Below are 22,394 nucleotides of genomic sequence, written 5' to 3' on the forward strand. Positions count from 1 at the left end.
TACATGGTGCGCAAACTCGGCCTCTTCGTCCTCACCCTGTGGGCGGCGGTCACGCTGAACTTCCTCCTGCCGCGGCTCATGCCCGGCTCACCGACGGACGCCGCGATCGCGAAGCTCGCCCAGAACGGTCCGGTCTCCGCGGCCACGCGTGCGGCGATCGAGGCCCAACTCGGTGTCCCCGGCGGTAACCTCTGGGAGCAGTACGTCACGTACCTCCACCAGGTCGTCACGCTCGACTTCGGGGTGTCGTACACCTTCTTCCCGCAGTCGGTCGGCGAGCTCATCTGGCAGGCGTTCCCGTACACGATCATCCTGCTCGGGATCGTGACGATCGTCGCCTTCATCCTCGGCACGCTCATCGGCGTACTCGCGGCCTGGCGGCGGAACACCTGGCTCGACGCGCTGCCGACGCTGAGCGGCACCTTCGCCAGCACGTTCCCGTACTTCTGGACCGCGCTGCTCCTGCTGTTCTTCGCCGGCTACGTCCTCCACTGGTTCCCGACCTCGGGTGCCTTCGGGCCGACGGCGACGCCCGCCTTCACCTGGGACTTCATCGTCGACGTCGCGTACCACGCGGTGCTGCCGGCGCTGACGATCCTCGTGACGAGCCTCGGAGGCTGGATCATCGGCATGCGCAACGCGATGATCAACACCCTCGGTGACGACTACGTGACCTTCGCCGAGGCCAACGGCCTCCGTGGTCGCACGGTCGCCATCAAGTACGCGGCCCGCAACGCGATCCTCCCGAACCTCACCGGCTTCGGGCTCGCGCTCGGCGGTGTGGTCGGCGGCTCGATCCTCGTGGAGCAGGTCTTCGGCTACCCGGGCATCGGCTTCCTCCTGTTCAACGCGGTGATCGGACAGGACTACCCGCTCATGCAGGCGCTCTTCCTGCTCATCACGGTGAGCGTGCTCGTCGCCAACTTCCTCGTCGACATCCTGTACGGCGTACTCGACCCAAGGACCCGCCGATGACCACCACACAGCACGTCAAGACACTGCAGTCCGACAAGGCCGTGCGTCCGCCGCGGAAGTTCGCCTTCATCGGTCGATCGGCGGCGACGCTCTGGGCCAACTGGAAGTCCCGCCTCGGACTCATCATCCTCGCGTTCTTCATCCTCGTCGCGATCTTCGCCCCGGTGCTCGCACCCTACGGCGCGAGCCAGGACGGGTTCCCCCGGAACGCCGACTCGAGCCCCGAGCACTGGTTCGGGACGACGGCGGCGGGCGAGGACGTCCTCAGCCAGCTCATCTACGGTTCGCAGATCAGCGTCACGGTCGGTTTCATCGCCGGCATCCTGTCGACGATCGTCGCCGTGCTGATCGGCCTCAGTTGGGGCTACATCAAGGGCTTCGGCGCCGAGGTCGTGAACTTCATCGTCAACCTGTTCCTCGTGGTGCCCGGCCTGCCGCTCATGATCGTCATCGCCGCGTACCTCCAGAACGGAGGGCTCGTGATGATCGTCGCGGTCATCGTGATCACCGGGTGGGCGTGGGGTGCCCGCGTGCTCCGCAGCCAGACGCAGTCGCTGCGTTCGCGTGACTTCGTGACCGCGGCCCGATTCTCCGGCGACCGACCGTTCCGCATCGTGTTCAACGAGATCCTCCCGAACATGACGTCCCTCATCGCCGGCGGCTTCTTCGGTGCCGCGACGAGCGCGATCCTCGCGGAGGCCGGCCTCGAGTTCCTCGGCCTGGGCGACTCGTCGATCGTCAGCTGGGGCACCATCCTCTACTGGGCGCAGAACTCCAACGCCCTGCTCACCGGTCAGTGGATCCTCCTCTTCGCCCCCGGTCTCTGCATCGCGCTCCTCGCGATGAGCCTCACCCTCATCAACTTCGGTGTCGACGCGATCAGCAACCCGCGCCTCCGTGAAGGGAAGTCACGATGAACGCCGTCAACCTCCAGGCCGAGAGCGCATCCGCGCCGGCAGCCGGGACCGGAGCGCTCCTCGAGGTCCGCGACCTGTCCGTCGTCTACGAGTCCGTCGGCGCCGCGCCGGTACAGGCGGTCGACCACGTGTCGTTCTCCGTCGGTGCCGGTGAGTTCATCGGGCTCGTCGGCGAGTCCGGCTCCGGGAAGTCGACGCTCGGCTTCGCGGCCACCCGCTTGCAGAAGCCGCCGGCCCGCATCAACGGCGGGCAGATCCTCTTCGGCGGCAAGGACATCCGCGAGCTCGGCGACGAGGCGCTCCGTGAGCAGCGGCAGGGCGGGTTCGCCATGGTGCTGCAGTCGGGCATGAACGCGCTCAACCCGGTCCGCACGATCCGCAACCACTTCGTCGACATCTTCAAGGCGCACGGGCACGTCTCCCGCGACCGCTGGGACGCCCGGATGGCCGAGCTGGTCGGCAAGGTCGGGCTGACGCCGCAGGTGCTCGCCCGCTTCCCCGGTGAGCTGTCCGGCGGTATGCGCCAGCGCGTGTCCATCGCGCTGGCCCTGTCGCTCGAGCCCCGCCTCATGGTGTTCGACGAGCCAACCACCGCGCTCGACGTCCTCGTGCAGCACGCGATCATGGACACGATCACCGAGCTGCAGCAGGCCGAGGGGTTCACCGCCATCCTCATCAGCCACGACCTCGGCGTCGTGCTCGAGGCGACGCAGCGCGTGCTCGTCATGCACGAGGGCCGCATCGTCGAGGACGCACCGAGCCGCGACATCCTCGAGCGTCCACAGGACCCGTACACGCGGATGCTGCTCAGCCACTACGCCGACCCGCGCGCCGCGGTCGTCGAGCTGCCCGGTTTCCCGTCGCGGGCGAACCGCGGGACGGCTCCCGTCTCCGGCACGACCACGAGCGTCCCGACTGCGACGAGCGCGAGCTCCGAGTCGGGGAAGGCGTCGTCGCGTGCCGGTCGCTCGGCGGAGTCGGCGGTCATCGTCGACGCCGTCTCGAAGGTCTACCCGCCGCCGCGTCGCGGTGAGTCCGCGGTGACGGCCGTCGACGACGTGTCGTTCACGCTCGAACCCGGTCAGTCGCTCGCGCTCGTCGGGGCGTCGGGCTCCGGCAAGTCGACCATCGCGAAGCTCATCACGGGCATCGAGAAGCCGACGTCCGGTGCGGTCCGCTTCGGCGAGCTCGACGTCGCCCAGCTGAACCGCAAGGGCATCCGGAACCTGCACAAGAACGTGCAGATGATCTTCCAGGACCCGTATGCGGCGCTCAACCCGCTGCACACGGTCGAGTACACCCTCACCCGTCCGGTGGTGAACTTCACCGGGCTGAAGGGTGACGCGGTGCGCAAGCGCGTGCTCGAACTCCTCGAAACGGTGGGCCTCTCGCCCGTCGAGCAGTTCGCGGCGAAGCTGCCCCACCAGCTCTCCGGTGGACAGCGGCAGCGCGTCGTGATCGCCCGGGCGCTCGCGAGCGACCCGCAGGTGCTCATCGCCGACGAGCCCGTGTCGATGCTCGACGTGTCGCTGCGTGCCGGTGTGCTCGCGCTGCTCGAGGACCTGCGTGAGCAGTGGGGCGTCTCGATGCTGTACATCACGCACGACCTGCTGTCGGCGCGACTCGTGACCGACAACATCATGGTCCTCAACCAGGGTCGTGTCGTCGAACGTGGCGAGACCGCGCATGTCCTGCAGCACCCGCAGGATCCGTACACGATCCAGCTGCTCGACGCCGTCCCCAACCCGGCCCGCGCCAAGCGCTGACGCGGACCCTTCCGCGTTCTCCCCGGTCCCTGAGCCCAACCCTCCCGGTCCCTGAGCCCAACCCGCCCGGTCCCTGAGCTTGTCGAAGGGCCACACCCCAACATGAAACAGGAGCAACACCCGTGCTGACCTTCCCCGACGGCTTCCTCTGGGGTGCCGCCACCGCTGCCCACCAGATCGAGGGCAACAACATCAACAGCAACTGGTGGGTGCACGAGCACGAAGCCGAGACGAATATCGTCGAGCCCTCGGGTGACGCGATGGACAGCTACCACCGCTACCGCGAGGACATGCAGCTGCTCGCCGACGCCGGGCTCAACACCTACCGGTTCAGCATCGAGTGGGCGCGGATCGAGCCCGAGCGCGGCATCGTCTCGCGTGCCGAGGTCGACCACTACCGTCGCATGGTCGACACCGCGCACGAGCTGGGACTCAACCCGGTCGTCACGCTCATGCACTTCACGGTGCCGCGCTGGTTCGAGCGCGACGGGTTCTGGCGGGCGAAGGACGCCGCCGACCTCTTCGCGCGGTACACCGAGCTCACCCTGCCGATCGTCGGCGAGGGCGTCGAACACGTCTGCACCATCAACGAGCCGAACATCGCCGCGATGCTCGCCGGTGGTGAGGACGCGGCCAACCTCGTCGCGTACGGCCTGCCGAACCCGGACCTCTTCGTGGCCGACGCGCTCCTCGAGTCCCACAAGCGTTCGCGCGAGGTGCTCTCGCAGGTGTCCGGCCTGAAATCGGGCTGGACCATCGCGACGCAGGCGTTCCGGTCGAACGGTGAGCCCGGCTCCGACGACATGCTGCGCGAGTACGGCTACCCGCGTGACGACTGGTACCTCGAGCAGTCCGCCGGCGATGACTTCCTCGGTGTCCAGGCGTACACACGCACGTTCATCGGGCCGAAGGGTCCGCTGCCCGTCGAGGACGGCGTCGAGACGACGCTCACCGGTTGGGAGTTCTACCCGCCGGCTGCAGCCGAGGGTGTGCGGAGCGCCTGGGAGCTGTCGGGCGGGGTGCCGATCATGATCACCGAGAACGGCATCGCGACCTCGGACGACACGCGTCGGATCGACTACACGGACGGCGCCCTGCGCGAGCTGCACGCCTGCATCCAGGACGGGATCCAGCTCGAGGGGTACCTCCACTGGAGCGCGCTCGACAACTACGAGTGGGCGAGCGGCTTCCGGCCGACCTTCGGCCTCATCGCCGTCGACCGCGAGACCTTCGTACGCACGCCGAAGCCGAGCCTCGCGTGGCTCGGGAATGTCGCGAAGGCGAACGGCCTCACGGAGTAGTTGAAGCCCCCGGTGCCGTCCCCAACTCAGGAGATGTCCGGCGTGTCGGGTGTCGCGGGAGGGCGACACGCGACGGAGTCCTGAGAGAGGGGCGCAGGGGTCGGGTGTGGTCCGTTCGTCCCCGACTCAGGAGATGTCCGGTGTGTCGGGCTCGTGTGGGTGGCGACACGCGACGGAGTCCTGAGAACGGGACGGTTGGTCGAACGGAGAGAGCCCCGGGTGGCGATTGCTGCCCGGGGCTCTGTGCATGGTGGTCGGCTGGGGTCCGCATGGGCGGAAGATGCCGGCGGCCGGTCAGCGCTCGCTGCGAGGGCCGCGACCGAAGCGACCACGCGGGCCGTGCTCGTGCGCCGTGTGCTCGTCCCGGCCGAAGGCTCGGGCGATGCTCTCGAGGCTGGCGAGCGTCGTCGTGAGGTCCTCGGGTGAGACGGCGTCGGCGACGGTCTGGCGGACCGCGTCGACCTTGGTGCGGAGCGCGTCGTGCGCCTCGCGACCGGTGTCGGTCAGGGTGATGCCGTCGGCGTCGACGATGACCCAGCCGCGAGCGGCGAAGTCCATGACGAAGTCCGCGGTCGAGCGACGAGGACCGCGGTGGTGGCCGTGGCCAGGACCGAACGGTGCGCCGCCGGGTCGGTGATCACGACCGAAGCCGTGGCCGGACTCGTGGCCGCGCCCGAAGGCCCGATCGCGAGCGGGGTGGCCGTGCTCGTGGCCGCCCGGACGCTCGGCGGACACGGTGTCCGCGGTCGTCTCGGCGGTGCGCTCGGGGTGACCGAAGCCGTGACCGGGGCCGAACCCGCTGCGGCGGCCGAACCGTTCGGGACCGCGCGGTCCGCGGCGGTGTGGCGGGAGCGCGGCGTCGATCTCCTCGACGCTCGAGGCGCCGGAGGCGATGAGCTCGAGGGTGCGCCAGCTGCGGCGGCCGAGGCCGTCCTCAGCGAGCACCTCGTGCATCGAGTGCTTGACCGCGTGGTCGACGGTGCGGAGCCAGAAGCCGAGCGGGCGCTCGGCGGACGGGCTGGTGGACTGCTCTGGGGAAGTCGTGTGGGTGTTCATGGGTGGTCTCCTTATTTGCATGCTCTGTTACATGTAAATGTATAATGACATGTATGTCCGATGATCGTCAAGCGCAGCCCAGCGAACCCACAGCAACCGACCCGGTGGAGATGATCGAGCGGGCCCTCGTCCAGATCCGACGGGACCAGTCAGGCCGTCGCTTCGGCGGACGCGGTGGGCGCGGAGGGCCCGGTCATCACCACCACGATGAGCACGGGGACGGTCATCGGCACGCCGCCGACGGCGGCGCTGAGGACGAACGCGGACGTGGGCGCGGTCCGGGCTTCGGGCCCGGCTTCGGCGGGCCCTGGGGTCCTGGCGGTGGTGCCCGTCACCCGCGCGAGCAGGCGATCGCCCAGGCGGCTCGGTTCCGGATGCTGGACGCGCTCGCTCGTGACGACGCGGCCGGTGGCATGGGGATCAGTGCGCTCGCGGAGTCGATCGGCGTCGACCAGCCGCGGGCGAGTCGGCTCGTGGCCGAAGCGACGAAGTGCGGCGAGGTCGCTCGCGCGGTCGACCCGAACGACGGTCGACGCAGTGTGGTGCAGCTGAGCGCCGCCGGCCGCTCGGTCCTGCAGGAGGCGCGCCGGGGTCGACGCGACGCGGTCACGACCGCGCTCTCTGGGTTCACGCCCGAGGAGGCGGCGCAGTTCGCCGCCTTCCTCGAGCGCTTCGTCGCCGCGTGGCCGCGCCCCGACACCGACCGGTAGCTCGTCCGCCTGATCCTCGACTCCGGGTTCGCAATTCAGGAGCGTCCCGGTGAGTCGAGCTGGATCATCCCCTCGGTGGCCGGACGCGCCGGCGTGCGCCTGAGTTCTGCACAATCGGACCCGTCCGGTCCACGCGGTTCGCAATTCAGGAGGAGTCAGGCGTGTCGACCTTGGGGACGGCGGTCTCGGGGCAGAACCGCCGGGGCGCTCCTGAGTTGTGAACCGGGAGGCGGCATCGGGACCCCGCCCTCGCTACTCGGGGCGGAGACGGAGCTCCTGCATCCCGCCGTCGACGGCGATCGAGGTGCCGGTCGTCGAGCCTGATCGCGGGCTCGCCAGGTAGGCGACGGCGCCGGCGACCTCGGTCGCGGCGACGAGTCGGCCATGCGGCTGGCGTGCCTCGAGCGCGGCACGCTCGGCGGCCGGGTCTGGCGCGCTGTCGAGCAGTCGGCCCACCCACGGGGTGTCGGCCGTGCCCGGGTTCACACAGTTGACCCGGACGCCTTCGCGCAGGTGGTCGGCGGCCATCGCGCGCGTCAAGGACAGCACGGCCCCCTTCGTCGCCGTGTAGAGCGCGCGCTGGGGGAGTCCCGCCGTCGCGGCGATCGACGCGGTGTTCACGATCGCCGCCGACGGCGACTCGCGCAGGTGTGGGAGGGCCGCGCGCGTCACGCGAGCCATGCCGACGACGTTGATGTCGAAGACGCGGTGCCACTCGTCGTCGTCGTTCGACTCGACGGTGCCCTGCGCACCGATGCCGGCGTTGTTCACGACGATGTCGAGGCGGCCGAACCGTGCGACGACGGCGTCGATCGCGGCACGGACGGAGGCGTCGTCGGCGACGTTCGCGCGCACCGACAGGCGGGTGGCGGAGTCTTCCTCGGTCGACGGGTTCAGGTCGAGGATCGCGACGCTCGCACCGTCGGCGGCGAGGCGTTCGACGATGGCGGCGCCGATCCCCGAAGCGCCGCCGGTGACGATCGCGACGAGTCCGTCGAACTCGCCGGTCTCCCCGGCGCTCATGCGCGGGCTCCGAGTGCCTCGGCCGGCTTGGCCGACGGCGCGATTCCAGGGACCGGGTCGACGAACCGCTGTCGCTGGCGGCCGAGGCCCTCGATCTCGACCTCGCAGACATCGCCCGGTGCGAGGTAGGGGAACCGGCCGGAGAGCGCGACGCCCTCGGGTGTGCCGGTCAGGACGAGGTCGCCGGCTTCGAGCTGCAGGTATTGGCTCAGGTGCCAGATGACCGTGGCGACGTCGAAGATGAGGTCGGCCGTGCTCGAGTCCTGACGCGGTTCGCCGTTGACCCAGCTGCGGAGTCGCAGGGCACCGGCGTCGACCTCGTCCGGCGTCACGAGCCACGGGCCGGTCGGGTTGAAGCCCGGAGCGCACTTGCCCTTCGACCACTGCCCGCCGCTCGCCGCCATCTGGAAGTCGCGCTCCGACACGTCGTTCGCGGTGACGAAGCCGGCGATGCGGCCGAGAGCGTCCTCGGGGCTGTCGAGGTAGGAGGTGCGCTCGCCGATGACGACGCCCAGCTCGACCTCCCAGTCGGTCTTCGTGCTGCCTCGCGGGATGCGGACGTCGTCGTTCGGGCCGACGACCGTGTTGGGCGTCTTCAGGAACATGATCGGGATCTCGGGCGGAGCGGATCCGGACTCCGCCGCATGCGCCGCGTAGTTCATCCCGATGCAGACGACCGCGCTCGGCCGGGCGATCGGCGCGCCGATCCGGAGCTCGTCGGCGCCGTCGAGGACGGGGAGCGCACCCGACTCGAGGGCGGCGCGAACCTGATCGATGCCGCCGCCGGTGAGGAACGCTCCGTCGATGTCGGGGGTGATCGATCGGAGGTCGTAGGCGGTGTCGCCCATGAACACGACGGGGGTCTCCCCGTCCACGGGGCCGAGTCTGGCGAAGCGCATGCTGGTCCTTCCGGTTCCGCCGGTGCCCGCGTGCGGACCCGGCTCCGTAGCCGATAACGTCTGAACTCTACCGCCCGATCAGGCCGTCGCAACAGGTGATTTCGTCCACGCTGAGCGCATTGACAGCACAGACATCGGATGTCTAAGCTCAGTGGCACCAGCCCGAAGGAGCATGCCGACGTGAGTACCATCATCGGATTCGAGACGCACGACGTCCGGTTCCCGACCTCCACCACCCTCGACGGCTCGGACGCCATGAACCCCGACCCCGACTACTCCGCCGCCTACCTGCGGCTGGTGACGGACGCGGACGACGGCCACGAGGGCCACGGCTTCGTCTTCACCATCGGACGCGGCAACGACGTCGAGGTCGCAGCCATCCACGCCCTCCGAGAGCACCTCCTCGGTCGCGAGGTCGAGCCCGTGCTCGACGCCCTCGGAGCCTTCTGGCGTGAACTCGTCTACGACTCCCAGCTCCGGTGGCTCGGTCCCGAGAAGGGCGTCATGCACATGGCGATCGGCGCCGTCGTCAACGCGCTCTGGGACCTCAAGGCCAAACGTGCCGGCCTGCCGCTCTGGCGGCTGCTCGCCACGATGACGCCGGAGGAGCTCGTCGAGCTCGTCGACTTCCGCTACCTGAGCGACGTCCTCACCCCGGACGACGCCCTCGCGATCCTCCGTCGCGCCGAACCGGGACGGGAGGCCAGGATCGAGGCCCTGCTCGCAGCCGGGTACCCCGCCTACACGACCACGCCCGGGTGGCTCGGCTACTCCGACGAGAAGCTCGACCGTCTGTGTCGCGAGGCGGTCGCGGACGGGTTCGCGCAGGTCAAACTCAAGGTCGGCGGGCACGTGGAAGACGACGTCCGTCGCCTCGCCATCGCCCGGAACGCGGTGGGACCCGACATCCGGATCGCCGTCGACGCCAACCAGCGGTGGGACGTCGCGGAGGCGATCGACTGGATGTCCCGACTTGCCCCCTACGACATCGCCTGGATCGAGGAGCCGACGAGCCCCGACGACATCCTCGGCCACGCGGCGATCGCGCGCGGCGTCGCCCCGATCCCGGTCGCGACCGGCGAGCACATGGCCAACCGCATCATGTTCAAGCAGTTCCTGCAGGCCGACGCCCTCCAGGTGCTCCAGATCGACTCCACGCGGGTCGCCGGCGTGAACGAGAACATCACGATCCTGCTCCTGGCCGCGAAGTTCGGTGTCCCGGTCTGCCCGCACGCCGGTGGCGTCGGGCTGTGCGAAGCGGTGCAGCACCTCTCGATGTTCGACTTCATCGCCGTGTCGGGGAGCGAGGATGGACGCATGATCGAATTCGTCGACCACCTGCACGAGCACTTCGTCGAGCCCGTCGAGATCGTCGCCGGGCGGTACCGCGCGCCGCTCGCCCCCGGCGGCGGTTCGGAGATGCTCGCGACGTCGATCGCCGAGTTCACCTTCCGGGGCGCCGGTGCCTGACCTGCTCGTCCCGCGGCTCGCGTACGGCGCCGCCAATCTCGGCAACCTCTACCGCGAGCTCAGCGATGAGGAGGCCTGGGCGATCCTCGATGCGGCCTGGGAACACGGCGTCCGCTTCTACGACACGGCTCCGCACTACGGCCTCGGTCTCTCCGAGCGTCGGCTCGGCGCCTTCCTGCGGACGAAGCCCCGCGACGAGTACGTCCTGTCCACCAAGGTCGGCCGTCTCCTCGTGCCGAACCCCGCGGGGGAGGGGGCGCTCGACACGGACAACGACTTCGTCGTCCCGGCGACCGTGCGGCGCGAGTGGGATGCGAGCGAGGCCGGCGTGCGGCGCTCGCTCGACGAGTCCCTCGAGCGACTCGGACTCGACCACGTCGACGTGCTCTACCTCCACGACCCCGAACGCAACGATCCGGAGTCCGGGATCTCCGAGGGGATACCGGCGCTCGCCGCACTCCGCGACGAAGGACTCGTCGGGGCGGTCGGGATCGGATCGATGGACGTCGCCGCTCTGCTCGCCGCGGTGCGCACGGGCCTGACCGACCTCATCATGATCGCCGGACGGTACACGCTCGCCGAGCAACCGGCGGCCGACGAGCTGCTGCCCGCCTGTCTGGAACACGGCGTCGGGGTGGTAGCCGCCTCGGTGTTCAACTCGGGCCTGCTGGCCCGCGCCGTGCCGGACGCGGATGGCCGCTACGAGTACGGTGCCGTCCCGCCGGAGGTCTTCGACCGCGCCGTCGACATCGCCGAGATCTGCCGTCGGTTCGGCGTCGAACTGCCTGCAGCCGCACTCCAGTTCCCGCTCCGCCACCCTGCCGTGCGGACGGTCGCGGTGGGCGCCTCGCGGCCGGAGCAGATCATGCAGAACGTGGAGCGCTTCGAGGCGCCGATCCCCGAGACCTTCTGGACGGAGCTGCGCACCAGAGGGCTGCTCGGCTGATGCGGACGATCGACGCGCACCTCCATCTGTGGAATCGCGCCGACGGGTATCACTGGCTCGCTTCGGCCGACGAGTCGCTTCGCGAGGACTTCACGCCGGAGCGTGCGGCCGCAGAGCTGCAGGCGGCCGGCGTCGATGCGGCGATCCTCGTCCAGGCCGACGACACGGAGCTCGACACGATGTCCATGCTCAGCGCATCGGACACCTGCAGCTGGGTGGCCGGCGTCGTCGGCTGGGTGCCGATCGACGACACGAAGCGGGCCGAGTCCCTGCTCGACCGTTGGGGCGCGCATCCACGGTTCCGCGGCGTTCGTCAGCTGCTGCACGACGATCCCCGGGACGGCCTGCTCCTGGCCGCCCCCGCCCGCCGGTTGGCGGCGGTCCTCGCGGACCTTGGGCTTCCGCTCGACCTCCCGAACGCCTTCCCGCGCCTGCTCAGCGACGCCACCGGACTCGCGCGGCTGGAGGAGGGGCTGACGCTCGTCGTCGACCACCTCGCGAAGCCGCCGCGCGACGACGAGGCCTTCGAACGCTGGGCGACCGAGCTGGCCGCGGCGGCGGAGTCACCGAACGTGGTCGCGAAGGTGTCCGGCCTCAACCGTGCCGGTCGGCCGTTCGTGGCGGCCGACGTGCGTCGGGCCTGGGACACCGCGCTCGCCTGCTTCGGGCCCGAGCGGTTGATGCTCGGCGGTGACTGGCCGATGACCGTCACGAGCGGCGGGTACGGTGCGGTCTGGCATGAGCTGTCCGGTCTCGTCGACGAGTTGTCGCCGTCGGAACGCGATGCACTCCGTGGCGGGACGGCGACGCGCGTCTACCGGCTCGACCCCCGCGGGCCGTCGGCGACGACGGACTGACATGATCGGGCAGACGGATGGACACGGAATCATGACGAGGAGGTCACCATGCTGACAGGGATCGACCCGGTGCTGAGCGGCGAACTGCTGCTGCACCTGGACGCGATGGGGCATTCGGACACGGTGGTGATCGCCGATGCGCACTTCCCGGCCGCTCGACTCGGCGAACGCGTCGTCGTGCTCCCGACGCTGTCGACGCCAGAGGTCCTCCGGGCGGTGCGCACGGTGATCCCGCTCGACGACGAACCCGTGCTCGACCTCATGACGAGTGCCGACGGCACGGTGCTCGACGTCCAGCGGGAACTCATCGCCGCCGCCGGCACGACCGAGGACGCCGTGCGTTTCGTCGACCGGTTCGCCTACTACGACGAGGCCGCCACAGCCTTCCTGATCATCCGCACGGGCGAGACTCGCAAGTACGGCAATGTCACCCTCCGCAAAGGCCTCGTCCTCCCGGGAGCGTGACGCCGCTGGGGTGATCAGCTGTCCGATGTGACCGGCCCGGTCGACGCACGCACCTGCAGCTCGGCGGTGATGACGCGCCGCTGCTGCCGTTCGCCGCTGTGCACGCGGGCGACGATCATCTCCAGGGCGGTCCTGCCGAGCTCCACGAAGTCGAGACGCATCGTGGTGAGCGGTGGCGAGTAGAAGGCGACCTCGGGCATGTCGTCGACCCCGATGATCGAGAAATCGCGGGGGGCGCTCAAGCCCCGCTCCTCCATGGCGCGCAGGAACCCGAGCGCGAGGAGGTCGTCCGCGGCGAACACCGCCGTGAAGGTCGTCGGATCGGCGAGTCGACCCTGCGCGGCTCCGGCGGCGGCGGTCCACTCTTCGCTGACGAGCGGGGGGAGCGCAGCCAGACCGGCGGCCGCGAGGGCGTCCTGGTACCCCCGGAGACGACCGGCTGACTCGTTCCGGTTAGCCGGTCCCGCCACGTGCAGGATCGCCCGGTGGCCGAGGCCGATGAGATGTTCGGTCGCGCCGAATCCCGCGCCGTAGGAGTCGGCACTGGCCGAGTCGGCGGTGCGGTTCGGCAGGTCGGACAGGGTGACGACCGGTACCGCTTCGCCGATGTAGTCGAGCAGTTTTTCGGTACCGAGGTACGGGGTGCCGACGATGACGCCGTCCACCTGGAACGAAAGGAAGGCGTCGAGCGCGTGACGGATCTCGTCGATCGAACTCGGTTGACTCGTATCGATGTCGAGGTGGGTCGTGATGAGCGAGATGCCGGCGTTTCTCGCCGCGGAGCTGAACCCGGTGAGGATGGACGAGTTGCCGTAGTTCACGGGGCCCATCGAGAGGACGCCGACGGTGTCAGTGCGACTCGCGCGGAGGTTGCGGGCGATGCGGTTGTGGCGGTAGCCGAGGTCGTCGATGGCGCGCTGGATGCGCTGCCTCGTCTCGACGCCGACGTACCCGCCGGTGAAGTAGCGCGAGACCGTCTGCGCGGAGACCTGGGCCGACTTCCCGACGTCGGCCATGCTCGGGCGCGCTCTCGGACCCGCCCCTCGATCCGTCACTGCGTACCTCCATGTGTTACCCCCGAGCCTATCCGGGTGACGGAGGGCCGATGCCGAATCGTTACTTTGGCGAACCGGTTGACCGCTTGACCCTCGAATGTGTTATCGATAACGTATCGTCATCTCAGGTCGCGGACTCGGGATTTCCGGTCGCCCCCGCCTCCGGAGCACAGGACATCGGCGTCGATCCTCGCGCGCCGACCACCGAAAGGACGCAATGATGCGTGCACTGCCCAAGGTCGTCGCTCTCTCGACGGCCGGCCTCCTCGTCGCCACGCTCGGCGGGTGCGCCTCGTCAGGAGACGCCGACGGCAAGACGACGGTCACCTGGTTCAAGCTGACCGAGACGGCCGACTCGGCGAACGCCACGATCGACGAGATCGTCGCTGACTTCGAGCAGGCGAACCCCGACATCAGCGTGAAGGTCGAGGAGCGCGCTGTCGACGCCCACAAGGACGCGCTGCGGACGACGCTCGGGACGAGCGGCGCGCCGGACGTCTTCTTCTCCTGGGCGGGACCCGGCCTCGGCGGCGAGTTCATCGACGCGGGAGCGAGCCTCGACCTCGAGAAGTACTACGAGCAGTACGACTGGTCCAAGCGGTTCTCCGAGACCACTATGTCGACCGTCACCCAGTACGGCGGCTACGACGGGGTGCCTTACACCCAGCGCACCGAGGCCGTCTTCTACAACAAGGACCTGTTCGCGCAGGCCGGCATCACTGCTGCGCCCACCTCATACGATGAGCTCGTCGCCGACGCCAAGGCTCTGAAGGCCGCCGGCATCACCCCGATCGAGTTCGGTGGCACGGTCAACTGGCACGTCATGCGGCTCCTCGACAGCCTGCTCGAGACCGAGTGCGGTGCGGACACCTATCAGGACCTCGTGACCAAGGAGGCCAGCTGGGCCGATGAGTCCTGTGTCACGGACACCTACACGGAGTTCGCGACCTGGACCTCCGAATACCTGAACCCCGGGTTCATCTCGATCAACAACGACGAGTCGAGCTCGCTGTTCTACTCGGGCAAGGCGGCCATGGCCATCGAGGGCGACTGGTTCAACCAGGTCGTCCGCGACAACGGGATGGACGAGAGTACCGTCGGCATCTTCGCCTTCCCCACCGGGACCGACCGCATCTACGGCTTCAACGAGAACAACTACATCTCTGCGAACTCGAAGCACCCTGACGCGGCTGCGAAGTTCCTCGACTACCTCACCTCCGACGAGGCCCAGCAGAAGTTCATCGCGACCTTCGGCAGCCGATCGGTCAACGTCGATGTCCTGCCCGAGGGGCAGAGCGATTTCGACGCGCAGTGGAACCCCATCGTCGAAGCGGCGAAGGGCGTCTACATGAACAACGACCAGAACCTTTCGCTCGCCGAGACCACCGAGTACTGGCGGATCCAGAACCTCGTCGCGACCGGGGAACTCGACCCCGCCGACGCTGGGTCCGAGTTCCAGAAGTTCATCGACCAGGAGTAGGCGGGCCGATCGGGGTCGGTGTGCTCGCATCGACCCCGATCATCCGATCCCTGACCCCGCCGTCGAAGGAACCCCATGACCTCCACCACAGCGCCCCCGCGGCGTGCATCTCGCCCAGCGGTTGCCGGCCGGCGCACCCGTCGGCTCGCCCGTACCGGCTTCATCGCCGCCCTCCCATTCCTCGCGCCGGCGCTCGCCGCCTACCTCGTCTTCGTCGTCGGCCCCACCGTCGAGTCCATCCGCCTGAGCTTCTTCGAGTGGTCCGGGTTCCAAGGGGCGCCCCAGGAATTCGTCGGCGTCAAGAACTACGTCCGCATCTTCACGCAGGATCCCGTGTTCTGGACGGCGTTCTCGAACACACTCGTCTGGGTCGTGCTGTCGCTGTTCATACCGCTCGGCCTCGGCCTCGGCCTCGCACTCGCGCTCAACCGACCGCTGTTCGGGCGGAACGTGTTCCGCTCGATGTTCTACATCCCGGGCGTCCTGGCGCCGATCGCGATCGCCAACATGTGGCGATGGATGTACAACCCGAACTACGGGGTCGGCGTGACACTCGCCGAGCTGTTCAATCTGCCCTGGCTTGCCGAGATCCAATGGTTGGGCGACAAGAACCTCGCGCTGTACTCCATCTTCGCGGCATTCGTTTGGCAGATCGCCGGCACGAACATGGTGCTCTTCCTGGCCGGCTTGCAGTCCGTGTCTCCGGAGCACGTCGAGGCCGCGCGACTGGACGGTGCCAACGCCTGGCAGGTGTTCTGGAACGTGACGTTCCCGGCACTACGGCCGACCACGGTGGTCGTGCTGGTGCTCACCATCATCAATTCGATCAAGGTGTTCGACCTCATCGTCGGCATGACGGGCGGCGGACCCGCCCAGGGCACCCAGGTGCTCGCGCTCTGGTCGTTCCAGCAATCGTTCACCAACCACGAATACGGCATGGGCAACGCGATCGCGACCGTCCTGCTCGTCATCACCCTGCTCATCGTCGTGCCCTACATGGTCTGGACCGCCAGACAGGAGAAGAACTCGTGAGCCTCTCGACCGTTCCGCCGGCGGCAGCCGTCGCTCTGGAGCCCGGGCGCCCGGGCCTTCGCCGCAGCCGCGGAGGATCCAAGGACTACGTGCGAATCGGCCTCTGGATCGCACTCCTCCTCGCCGTCCTCATCTGGTCGGTGCCGCTCGTGTTCATGATTTTCACCTCGCTCAAGAGCGAGGCGGACATCTTCGGCACGCCCGCCTTCGTCCCGCCGTGGTCGCCTAAATGGGGCAACTACGTCGAGGCGATCGATCGTGGGAACCTCCTCGGCGCGGGTGCAAACAGCCTGATCATCGCCATGTTCAAGGTGCCCATCGGCCTGTTCATCTCCGCCGCTGCGGCGTTCGCGCTCTCCCGACTGCGGTTCAAGCGGCAGCGCCTGCTCATGGGAATCATCGCCCTCGGCGCGATGGTGCCGATCCAGGTCGCGATCGCGCCGCTCTTCCAGGTCATCATGGGGTTGAACCTGTTGAGCACCCATCTCGGCATCATCCTGCCGTACATTGCGTTCGGCCTGCCCTATCAGACGTTCATCCTCTACGGGTTCTTCCGGCAGATCCCCGAGGAGATCGATGAGAGCGCCAGGATGGACGGTGCCGGAAACTGGCGACTGTTCTTCCAGATCATCCTGCCGCTGTCGAAACCGGCACTCGCTGCGCTGTTCATCCTCGATTTCGTCTCCACCTGGAACGAGTACTCCATCGCGCTCGCCCTGCTGCAGAGTCAGGAGTCCTGGACGATCCCGCTCGCGCTGCAGGGGTTCCAGTCGCAGTTCACGAGTTCGTACGGGCCCCTCAACGCCTTCACCATCATGTCCGTGTTCCCGGTGCTGATCGTCTACCTGATGTTCCAGCGCTATTTTGTCGAGGGCGCCTTCGCCGGCGCTGTGAAAGGCTGATCCGTGTCGATCACCACCGAGCCGGAGGCGTTCACCGCCGCAACACCACTCATGCACGTCCTTGCGGATCCGCGCGGTCGTGCCGCCGTCGGTCGAGTGCTGCCAGACCTGGTCTCCTCGTCGATCCTGCACACGCTGCACGGGTATCCGATCGGCCTGGTGGTCGACACCGAGCCGGCGCTCGCCGGTGATCCGGCCGCGGGTGCGGCGCTCCTCGCCGAGATCGCCGAGATCGACCGCTCCGCGGAGCCGGAGCGGCCGGCCCCCGAACGATTCGTGGAACCATCGAAGGCATATGAGGACGTGGACGTCCCACCCGGCTCCGCGACGGTCCGGCAGTCGGCAACGGTGACACGATTCGGTCGCTTCGAAGTCGAACTGCACGGCCCTTCGCAGGGCAACCCGTTCATCGACGTCCGTCTCGAGGCCCGGGTCGACGGCCCGGATGGCAGCGTCACGGTCCCAGGCTTCTACGACGGCTCCGGCGTCTACCGCCTCCGGTACCTCCCCGAGCGCGTCGGCGAGTACTCCTATCGCACCTCGAGCAACGCCCGGTCGCTCGACGGTATCGCCGGGGGGTTCACGGTCGCCCCCGCGCGCCCGCATGCGCACGGGCCGGTGCGGGTCGCCGACACCTTCCACTTCGCCCACGCCGACGGCACGAGGCACCGCCCGCTCGGGACCACCGCTTACGTCTGGACGCACCAGGGCGATCTGCTCGAGGAGCAGACGCTCGCTTCGCTCGCCGATGGCCCGTTCACGAAGATGCGCATGTGCGTCTTCCCCAAGTCGTATCTGTTCAACGAGAACGAACCGGAGCGCTACCCGTTCGTCGGCGATCCCGTGCACGGCTTCGACCTGCAGCGGCCCGACCCCGCGTACTGGGCGCACCTCGAACGGCGGATCGACCAGCTCGCGGAACTCGGCGTCCAAGCCGACCTCATCCTGTTCCACGGTTACGACCGGTGGGGCTTCGCGACCATGGATCCGGTCGCCGACGATCGCTACGTCCGGTATGCCGTGGCGCGTCTCGCCTCGTTCGCAAACGTCTGGTGGTCGCTCGCGAACGAATACGACCTGCTGTTCTCGAAGACGGAGACCGACTGGGAACGGCTCGCCGGGATCGTCCGGGAGAACGACCCGAGCAGCCACCTCCTGTCCATCCACAACTGCCGCGCCTTCTACGACCACTCCCGTCCGTGGATCACGCACGCGAGCATCCAGCGGCAGGACATCTACAAGACCGCGGAGATGACCTCGGAATGGCGCGAGCGCTGGGGCAAGCCGGTCGTGATCGACGAGTGCGCGTATGAGGGCGATATCGATCAGGGTTGGGGAAACATCACCGGCGAGGAGATGGTGCGGCGGTTCTGGGAGGGTGCGATGCGAGGGGGGTACGTCGGGCACGGCGAGACCTACCGGCACCCCGACGACGTGTTGTGGTGGTCGAAAGGCGGGGTGCTGCGCGGGACGAGCCCTTCGCGCATCCGGTTCCTCGACGAGATCCTAGCCGCTGGCCCGGCCAGAGGGCTCGAACCGATCCCGCTCGACTGGGATGTCCCACGCGCCGGCGTCGAGGGGGAGTACCTCCTGTACTACTTCGGATTCGATCAGCCGGGCTATCGCCGATTCCTGCTCGACCCTGCGGTCACCTGGGAGATCGACATCATCGATACCTGGGAGATGACGATCCAACGCCTCCCAGGCACCTACTCCGGCCGGTTCCGCATCGAGCTTCCCGCCAAGCAGTACATCGCGGTGCGGATGCGGGCGGCCCGCACGGTCGGCTGACGGGAAACGGTCACCAGCAGAGCGCGACGATCGCGACGCCGACCACACCGTAGACACCGGCCTGGACCTGCCGCCGGCGGTCCTTCGGCGCGACCGCGGTCTCGACCGTCGCCCCGTGCTCGTCGAGTGAGCGCTTCGGTTTGGGTGCGTGCCACGGGAGTGACCGCCAGCGCAGGGCGGCTCCGGCGAGTCCGAAGCCGACGATCGCGACGGCGATGACCCACGCCCAGGACCAGACGCCGACCGGCGCGGCGAGGGCGCGCACGAGGGCGAGGATCACGATGCTGTCGACCGCGTCGGCGACCAGCCGGTAGCGCTCGGTCGCCGCCCAGCGTCCCGTACTCCACGCATGCGCGACCTGGAGGGCGAGGAACCAGGCGATGACGAGGGCGACGACGGCGGGGATGAGGATCTCGATCATCGTGCTGCTCCGATCTGCTCGAGGAGGGCGACACCGGCCGCATCGACCGACTCCTGGGTCGCCGAGACGAGGACCACCGTGGTGCCGGTCGCCGGGACGACGCCGACGAAGGAGGCGAAGCCGCCCGTGGCACCGTTGTGCCAGACGAGGTCCTCACCGTCGATCGCCTCCCGATCGGTGATCCAGGCCCAGCCGATCTCGCGATCGCCGAACGCCGTCTGTGGGGCGAGCGCCTCGATACCCGGCGCGCTGCCGTCGGCCAGTCGTTCCGCGAAGCGGGCGAGATCCGCCGTGTCCGAGCGAATGCCACCGGCGGGCCCGATCGCCGTGCCGGTCCATGCGGCGGCGGTCCGTCCGCCGGCGGTCTCACCGAGGAGGTCGCGGTCGCCGAGCTCTGCGGCATCGCTCACGGGGCCGGTCGAGTCGAGTCCCATCGGACCGGTGATCCGCTCCTCGAGCAGGTCGGCGTAGCTGGTGCCGGCGGCCGAGCCGAGGGCGGCGCCGAGGAGTTCAAAGGCGAGGTTGGAGTAGGTGCCCTTCGGGGTGTCGAGGGACGCGGACCGCGCCTGTTCGAGCAGCTTCTCGAGGTCCTCTCCGTACGGGTTCGCCGTCGTGAGTGCGAACCACGCTGAGGAGAGGATCGTCGAGAGATCCATCGGCAGGCGTGGCAGACCGGAGGTGTGGGTGGCGAGCTGCTCGAGGGTGACGTCCGCCGCGGGTGCGTCGCCCAGTTCGAGGAGGTCACCGAGCCTGGTGTCCGGGGTGACCTCGCCACGCTCGATCGCGTCGGCGAGCAACAGTCCCGTGAAGGCCTTGCTCACCGACCCGATCTCGAACCGGGTGTCCGGCTGGGCGCCGATCGTCGCGGTGCGGGTCCCGTCCGGGGTGACGACGACGGCCAGCACGGCCTTGCGGTCGGGGCCGGCGAGTTCGCGGACGGTCGCCGCGAGTTCGGCGTCGCCGGCGGCCTCGGCGGGAAGCATCGAGGGTCCTGGTCGGAATACGAGTCCGGCCGCGAGGGCGACAGCGGTGCTGATGGCGGCGATGACCCAGACCCGTCTGGGTCGGGACGTGCTGCGTGGTGTGGCGGTCATGCGGGGTCCTTCCTGGGGTCGGTGGTCATTCCATGGCGGCGACGGCGACGAGCAGCGGGACGAGTCGCATGGGTGGGACCGCGACCCGTCCGCGGCCGGCGGGTTGCAGCCAGCCGGCGGCCGTCAGGACGCGGACGTGGTGGTAGACCTGGCCGGTCGTCCCGATGCCGTCGAGTTCGCCGAGGTCCGCGAGTGCGGAGGTGCCGTTGGCGACGGCCAGGAGCAGCTGCAGCCGGACCGGGGAGCCGATGGCTGCGAGCCGCGATGCCGCGATTGCGAGTGGACCGGAACCTGCTGATTCCACGGCGTCGGGGTCGTCGCCGAGCGCGAGGAGGTCGTCGGTCGCTCTGGCGTACTGCCACTGCACGGGTCCGCCGCTGGCGACGACCGAGCCGGTGAAGAGGACCGCCCCGTGCTCGAGCTCGGCCGTGCGCTGTTCGAGCCCGCGGAGCGCCCAGAAGGTGTCATCGGCATCGCCTGTCGCGGCTGCGGACGGAACGTCATCCGGTCGCTCGGTGGTCGTGTCGTCGTCGGCCGGTCGGGCGAACACGGCGGCTTCGAGGCGCGCGAGACGTGCCTCGAGATCGCCGGGGTCGATGGTCGTCATGACCCAAGTGTACAAATATCGTAATTACGAAATCAAGCTGATGGACCCTTCGGTCGGCTCACCGGAGCCGCGCATCAGGCCCGCGAGTTGAGCCGCCCCTGCTTCGCATGCACCGGGATCAGGAGTCCGAGGCCGATGAGCAGCACGAGCACGATCCCGAGGATCCCCCAGAACTGCGCCCCACCGAGCGTGACGAACAGTGCGAAGGCCGTCGGTGCGAGGAAGGACACGGCGCGGCCGGTCGTGGCGTAGAGGCCGAAGACCTCACCCTCGCGGCCCTCCGGGATGATGCGCGCCAGGAACGAGCGGCTCGCCGACTGGGCGGGACCGACGAACAGGCACAGCATGAGGCCGAAGATCCAGAAGATCGTCGCGCCGCCCTCGTGGAGGAGGAACACGGCGCTTCCCGCGATGACGAGGCCGATGAGCGACGCGACGATGACGGGTTTCGGGCCCACCTTGTCGTCGAGCAGGCCGATCGTGATCGTCGCGATCCCGGCGACGACGTTGGCGGCGATCGCGAAGATGATCACCTCGCCGGGTGAGAAGCCGAAGGTCCCGGCGGCCAGGACGCCACCGAAGGTGAAGACACCGGCGAGCCCGTCGCGGAACACGGCGCTCGCGAGCAGGAAGTACAGCGTCTGTCGGCTGTCGCGCCAGAGTTCCGCGATGCTCTTGGCGAGCACCCCGTAGGAGGCGAAGAACCCGACGTGCGGCCGGGCGACGGCCTGGGGTGCGTGGTACTCGGGCACGGCGAGCAATACGGGCAGGGCGAAGATCCCGAACCACGCCGCGGACACGAGCATCGCGACGCGGACGTCCATGCCGTCCTCGCCGGTGACGCCGAAGAGTCCGACCTCGGGGGAGATGAAGCCGAAGTACACGATGAGCAGCAGCACGATGCCGCCGATGTACCCCATGCCCCAGCCGAGACCGGAGACCTTGCCGATGGAGGTGGGTGTCGACACCTGGGCGAGCATCGCGTTGTAGTTGACGCCGGCGAACTCGAACACGATGTTGCCGACGGCGAGGAGGACGAGGCCCAGCCAGAGGAAGTTCGGATCGGGCGCGACGAAGAAGAGGAGCGCGGTGACCGCGACGACGACGTAGGTGTTGAAGCCGAGCCAGAACTTCCGTCGCCCGGCCGAGTCCGACCGTTGGCCGACGACCGGCGCGAGGATCGCGATCAGCAGTCCGGCGGCCGCGAGCGCCCAGCCGAGGGACGCCGACACCGCAGCCTCCTCGCCGAAGGAGTCGCTCGTCAGGTAGACGGTGAACACGAAGGTGGTGACGACCGCGTTGAACGACGCCGAACCCCAGTCCCACAGGCTCCACGCGAAGATGCGACCCTTGCGACCCGCCTGTGCTTTCACAGCGGCGACCTGCGAGGTGTCGAGGTCGACGGTGGCTGCTGCGGCGTCGGGGGTGACGAGCGGTGGTGGAGGGAAGTTGCGGGGCCGGGATCCGAGACGCGGGGCCTCGTCGCCGGGCCCGCCTGTCCGGCCGGTGTCGTCGGTGCCACCTGGGGGAGTCGTGCTCATGCACTGAGGCTAGTGCCGCGTGGTGAACGGGCGGTAGCGCGCGTCCCGCAGCGCGATGGCTGGGGGTTCGCTGGGACGCGGAACGT

Annotated in this window: 21 protein-coding genes; 13 read left to right on the top strand and 8 right to left on the bottom strand. The window is 68.9% G+C overall.

Features of this window, described 5'->3' with window-relative positions; translation table 11 throughout:
* Positions 1-3: 3 nt before the first annotated feature.
* From HOW07_RS11580 to HOW07_RS11595, 4 genes are all read left to right on the top strand, one after another.
* Positions 4-975, top strand: a complete 972-nt coding sequence (locus HOW07_RS11580) for an ABC transporter permease (protein WP_079003821.1) — start codon at positions 4-6, stop codon at positions 973-975.
* Entirely contained in the window at positions 972-1,892 is a 921-nt protein-coding gene (locus HOW07_RS11585; RefSeq protein WP_175117087.1) for an ABC transporter permease, read from the top strand. Before HOW07_RS11580 ends, HOW07_RS11585 begins: the two co-directional genes overlap by 4 nt.
* Positions 1,889-3,658: an ABC transporter ATP-binding protein gene (locus HOW07_RS11590; protein ID WP_175117089.1), complete on the top strand. Its 1,770-nt coding sequence runs from the start codon at positions 1,889-1,891 to the stop codon at positions 3,656-3,658. Before HOW07_RS11585 ends, HOW07_RS11590 begins: the two co-directional genes overlap by 4 nt.
* Positions 3,659-3,780: 122 nt before the next feature.
* Positions 3,781-4,959: a family 1 glycosylhydrolase gene (locus tag HOW07_RS11595; RefSeq protein WP_175117091.1), complete on the top strand. Its 1,179-nt coding sequence runs from the start codon at positions 3,781-3,783 to the stop codon at positions 4,957-4,959.
* 294 nt (positions 4,960-5,253) lie between these two features.
* Here the strand turns inward: HOW07_RS11595 and HOW07_RS11600 are convergent, their stop codons facing one another.
* A complete protein-coding gene (locus tag HOW07_RS11600) occupies positions 5,254-6,015 on the bottom strand; it encodes a hypothetical protein (protein ID WP_175117093.1) in 762 nt (253 codons plus the stop codon).
* Positions 6,016-6,068: 53 nt separating this feature from the next.
* Between HOW07_RS11600 and HOW07_RS11605 the strand changes: the two genes are divergently transcribed.
* Entirely contained in the window at positions 6,069-6,725 is a 657-nt protein-coding gene (locus tag HOW07_RS11605) for a MarR family winged helix-turn-helix transcriptional regulator (RefSeq protein ID WP_254628280.1), read from the top strand.
* Positions 6,726-6,977: 252 nt separating this feature from the next.
* Here the strand turns inward: HOW07_RS11605 and HOW07_RS11610 are convergent, their stop codons facing one another.
* Both HOW07_RS11610 and HOW07_RS11615 read right to left on the bottom strand, forming a co-directional pair.
* On the bottom strand, positions 6,978-7,748 hold the full coding sequence (locus HOW07_RS11610) for an SDR family NAD(P)-dependent oxidoreductase (RefSeq protein ID WP_121291498.1): 771 nt from the start codon (positions 7,746-7,748) through the stop codon (positions 6,978-6,980).
* Positions 7,745-8,647 (bottom strand): fumarylacetoacetate hydrolase family protein, encoded by a 903-nt coding sequence (locus HOW07_RS11615; RefSeq protein WP_175117095.1) that lies wholly within the window; start codon positions 8,645-8,647, stop codon positions 7,745-7,747. Before HOW07_RS11615 ends, HOW07_RS11610 begins: the two co-directional genes overlap by 4 nt.
* A 180-nt stretch (positions 8,648-8,827) precedes the next feature.
* Between HOW07_RS11615 and HOW07_RS11620 the strand changes: the two genes are divergently transcribed.
* From HOW07_RS11620 to HOW07_RS11635, 4 genes are read left to right on the top strand one after another with little or no spacing between them, the layout of a single operon-like run.
* Positions 8,828-10,117 carry an L-fuconate dehydratase gene (locus HOW07_RS11620; RefSeq protein ID WP_175117096.1) on the top strand — a complete coding sequence of 430 codons (1,290 nt, stop codon included), beginning with the start codon at positions 8,828-8,830 and terminating at the stop codon, positions 10,115-10,117.
* On the top strand, positions 10,110-11,063 hold the full coding sequence (locus tag HOW07_RS11625) for an aldo/keto reductase (protein ID WP_175117098.1): 954 nt from the start codon (positions 10,110-10,112) through the stop codon (positions 11,061-11,063). Before HOW07_RS11620 ends, HOW07_RS11625 begins: the two co-directional genes overlap by 8 nt.
* Positions 11,063-11,920: an amidohydrolase gene (locus HOW07_RS11630; protein WP_175117100.1), complete on the top strand. Its 858-nt coding sequence runs from the start codon at positions 11,063-11,065 to the stop codon at positions 11,918-11,920. Before HOW07_RS11625 ends, HOW07_RS11630 begins: the two co-directional genes overlap by 1 nt.
* Positions 11,921-11,968: 48 nt before the next feature.
* The gene (locus HOW07_RS11635; protein WP_175117101.1) at positions 11,969-12,385 is read left to right on the top strand and encodes an RbsD/FucU family protein; all 417 of its coding nucleotides are present in this window, start codon (positions 11,969-11,971) and stop codon (positions 12,383-12,385) included.
* A 14-nt stretch (positions 12,386-12,399) separates the two neighbouring features.
* Here HOW07_RS11635 and HOW07_RS11640 read toward each other — a convergent pair whose 3' ends face one another.
* Positions 12,400-13,401, bottom strand: coding sequence for a LacI family DNA-binding transcriptional regulator (locus HOW07_RS11640; RefSeq protein ID WP_121291507.1), 1,002 nt, complete (start codon positions 13,399-13,401; stop codon positions 12,400-12,402).
* 259 nt (positions 13,402-13,660) lie between these two features.
* Here HOW07_RS11640 and HOW07_RS11645 point away from each other — a divergent pair, with 259 nt between their 5' ends.
* The 4 genes from HOW07_RS11645 to HOW07_RS11660 all read left to right on the top strand — a co-directional run bounded on the left by HOW07_RS11645 (position 13,661) and on the right by HOW07_RS11660 (position 18,645).
* Entirely contained in the window at positions 13,661-14,920 is a 1,260-nt protein-coding gene (locus HOW07_RS11645) for an ABC transporter substrate-binding protein (RefSeq protein WP_217485256.1), read from the top strand.
* A gap of 75 nt (positions 14,921-14,995) precedes the next feature.
* Positions 14,996-15,952 (top strand): carbohydrate ABC transporter permease, encoded by a 957-nt coding sequence (locus HOW07_RS11650; protein ID WP_121291509.1) that lies wholly within the window; start codon positions 14,996-14,998, stop codon positions 15,950-15,952.
* A complete protein-coding gene (locus tag HOW07_RS11655; protein ID WP_371743659.1) occupies positions 15,949-16,854 on the top strand; it encodes a carbohydrate ABC transporter permease in 906 nt (301 codons plus the stop codon). Before HOW07_RS11650 ends, HOW07_RS11655 begins: the two co-directional genes overlap by 4 nt.
* Positions 16,855-16,857: 3 nt before the next feature.
* Positions 16,858-18,645 carry a DUF5605 domain-containing protein gene (locus HOW07_RS11660; RefSeq protein WP_371743660.1) on the top strand — a complete coding sequence of 596 codons (1,788 nt, stop codon included), beginning with the start codon at positions 16,858-16,860 and terminating at the stop codon, positions 18,643-18,645.
* Positions 18,646-18,655: 10 nt separating this feature from the next.
* Here the strand turns inward: HOW07_RS11660 and HOW07_RS11665 are convergent, their stop codons facing one another.
* From HOW07_RS11665 to HOW07_RS11680, 4 genes are all read right to left on the bottom strand, one after another.
* On the bottom strand, positions 18,656-19,066 hold the full coding sequence (locus HOW07_RS11665) for a hypothetical protein (protein ID WP_064297149.1): 411 nt from the start codon (positions 19,064-19,066) through the stop codon (positions 18,656-18,658).
* Entirely contained in the window at positions 19,063-20,160 is a 1,098-nt protein-coding gene (locus HOW07_RS11670; RefSeq protein ID WP_217485257.1) for a serine hydrolase, read from the bottom strand. Before HOW07_RS11670 ends, HOW07_RS11665 begins: the two co-directional genes overlap by 4 nt.
* Before the next feature lie 25 nt (positions 20,161-20,185).
* On the bottom strand, positions 20,186-20,767 hold the full coding sequence (locus HOW07_RS11675) for an ArsR family transcriptional regulator (protein ID WP_121291512.1): 582 nt from the start codon (positions 20,765-20,767) through the stop codon (positions 20,186-20,188).
* 74 nt (positions 20,768-20,841) lie between these two features.
* Positions 20,842-22,308, bottom strand: coding sequence for an MFS transporter (locus HOW07_RS11680; protein WP_175117112.1), 1,467 nt, complete (start codon positions 22,306-22,308; stop codon positions 20,842-20,844).
* Positions 22,309-22,394: the final 86 nt, after the last annotated feature.

It is taken from the genome of Plantibacter sp. MCCC 1A11337, from assembly GCF_013349365.1.
Lineage (GTDB): Bacteria > Actinomycetota > Actinomycetes > Actinomycetales > Microbacteriaceae > Plantibacter > Plantibacter flavus_A.

Excerpts from the sequence above, each read along its gene's own strand:
- HOW07_RS11675 (WP_121291512.1), bottom strand. The coding sequence starts at position 20,767 with ATGACGACCATCGACCCCGGCGATCTCGAGGCACGTCTCGCGCGCCTC.
- HOW07_RS11680 (WP_175117112.1), bottom strand. The coding sequence starts at position 22,308 with ATGAGCACGACTCCCCCAGGTGGCACCGACGACACCGGCCGGACAGGC.
- HOW07_RS11610 (WP_121291498.1), bottom strand. The coding sequence starts at position 7,748 with ATGAGCGCCGGGGAGACCGGCGAGTTCGACGGACTCGTCGCGATCGTC.
- HOW07_RS11670 (WP_217485257.1), bottom strand. The coding sequence starts at position 20,160 with ATGACCGCCACACCACGCAGCACGTCCCGACCCAGACGGGTCTGGGTC.
- HOW07_RS11640 (WP_121291507.1), bottom strand. The coding sequence starts at position 13,401 with ATGGCCGACGTCGGGAAGTCGGCCCAGGTCTCCGCGCAGACGGTCTCG.
- HOW07_RS11605 (WP_254628280.1), top strand. The coding sequence starts at position 6,069 with ATGTCCGATGATCGTCAAGCGCAGCCCAGCGAACCCACAGCAACCGAC.
- HOW07_RS11585 (WP_175117087.1), top strand. The coding sequence starts at position 972 with ATGACCACCACACAGCACGTCAAGACACTGCAGTCCGACAAGGCCGTG.
- HOW07_RS11590 (WP_175117089.1), top strand. The coding sequence starts at position 1,889 with ATGAACGCCGTCAACCTCCAGGCCGAGAGCGCATCCGCGCCGGCAGCC.
- HOW07_RS11635 (WP_175117101.1), top strand. The coding sequence starts at position 11,969 with ATGCTGACAGGGATCGACCCGGTGCTGAGCGGCGAACTGCTGCTGCAC.
- HOW07_RS11665 (WP_064297149.1), bottom strand. The coding sequence starts at position 19,066 with ATGATCGAGATCCTCATCCCCGCCGTCGTCGCCCTCGTCATCGCCTGG.
- HOW07_RS11580 (WP_079003821.1), top strand. The coding sequence starts at position 4 with ATGGTGCGCAAACTCGGCCTCTTCGTCCTCACCCTGTGGGCGGCGGTC.
- HOW07_RS11630 (WP_175117100.1), top strand. The coding sequence starts at position 11,063 with ATGCGGACGATCGACGCGCACCTCCATCTGTGGAATCGCGCCGACGGG.
- HOW07_RS11600 (WP_175117093.1), bottom strand. The coding sequence starts at position 6,015 with ATGAACACCCACACGACTTCCCCAGAGCAGTCCACCAGCCCGTCCGCC.
- HOW07_RS11650 (WP_121291509.1), top strand. The coding sequence starts at position 14,996 with ATGACCTCCACCACAGCGCCCCCGCGGCGTGCATCTCGCCCAGCGGTT.
- HOW07_RS11615 (WP_175117095.1), bottom strand. The coding sequence starts at position 8,647 with ATGCGCTTCGCCAGACTCGGCCCCGTGGACGGGGAGACCCCCGTCGTG.
- HOW07_RS11645 (WP_217485256.1), top strand. The coding sequence starts at position 13,661 with ATGCGTGCACTGCCCAAGGTCGTCGCTCTCTCGACGGCCGGCCTCCTC.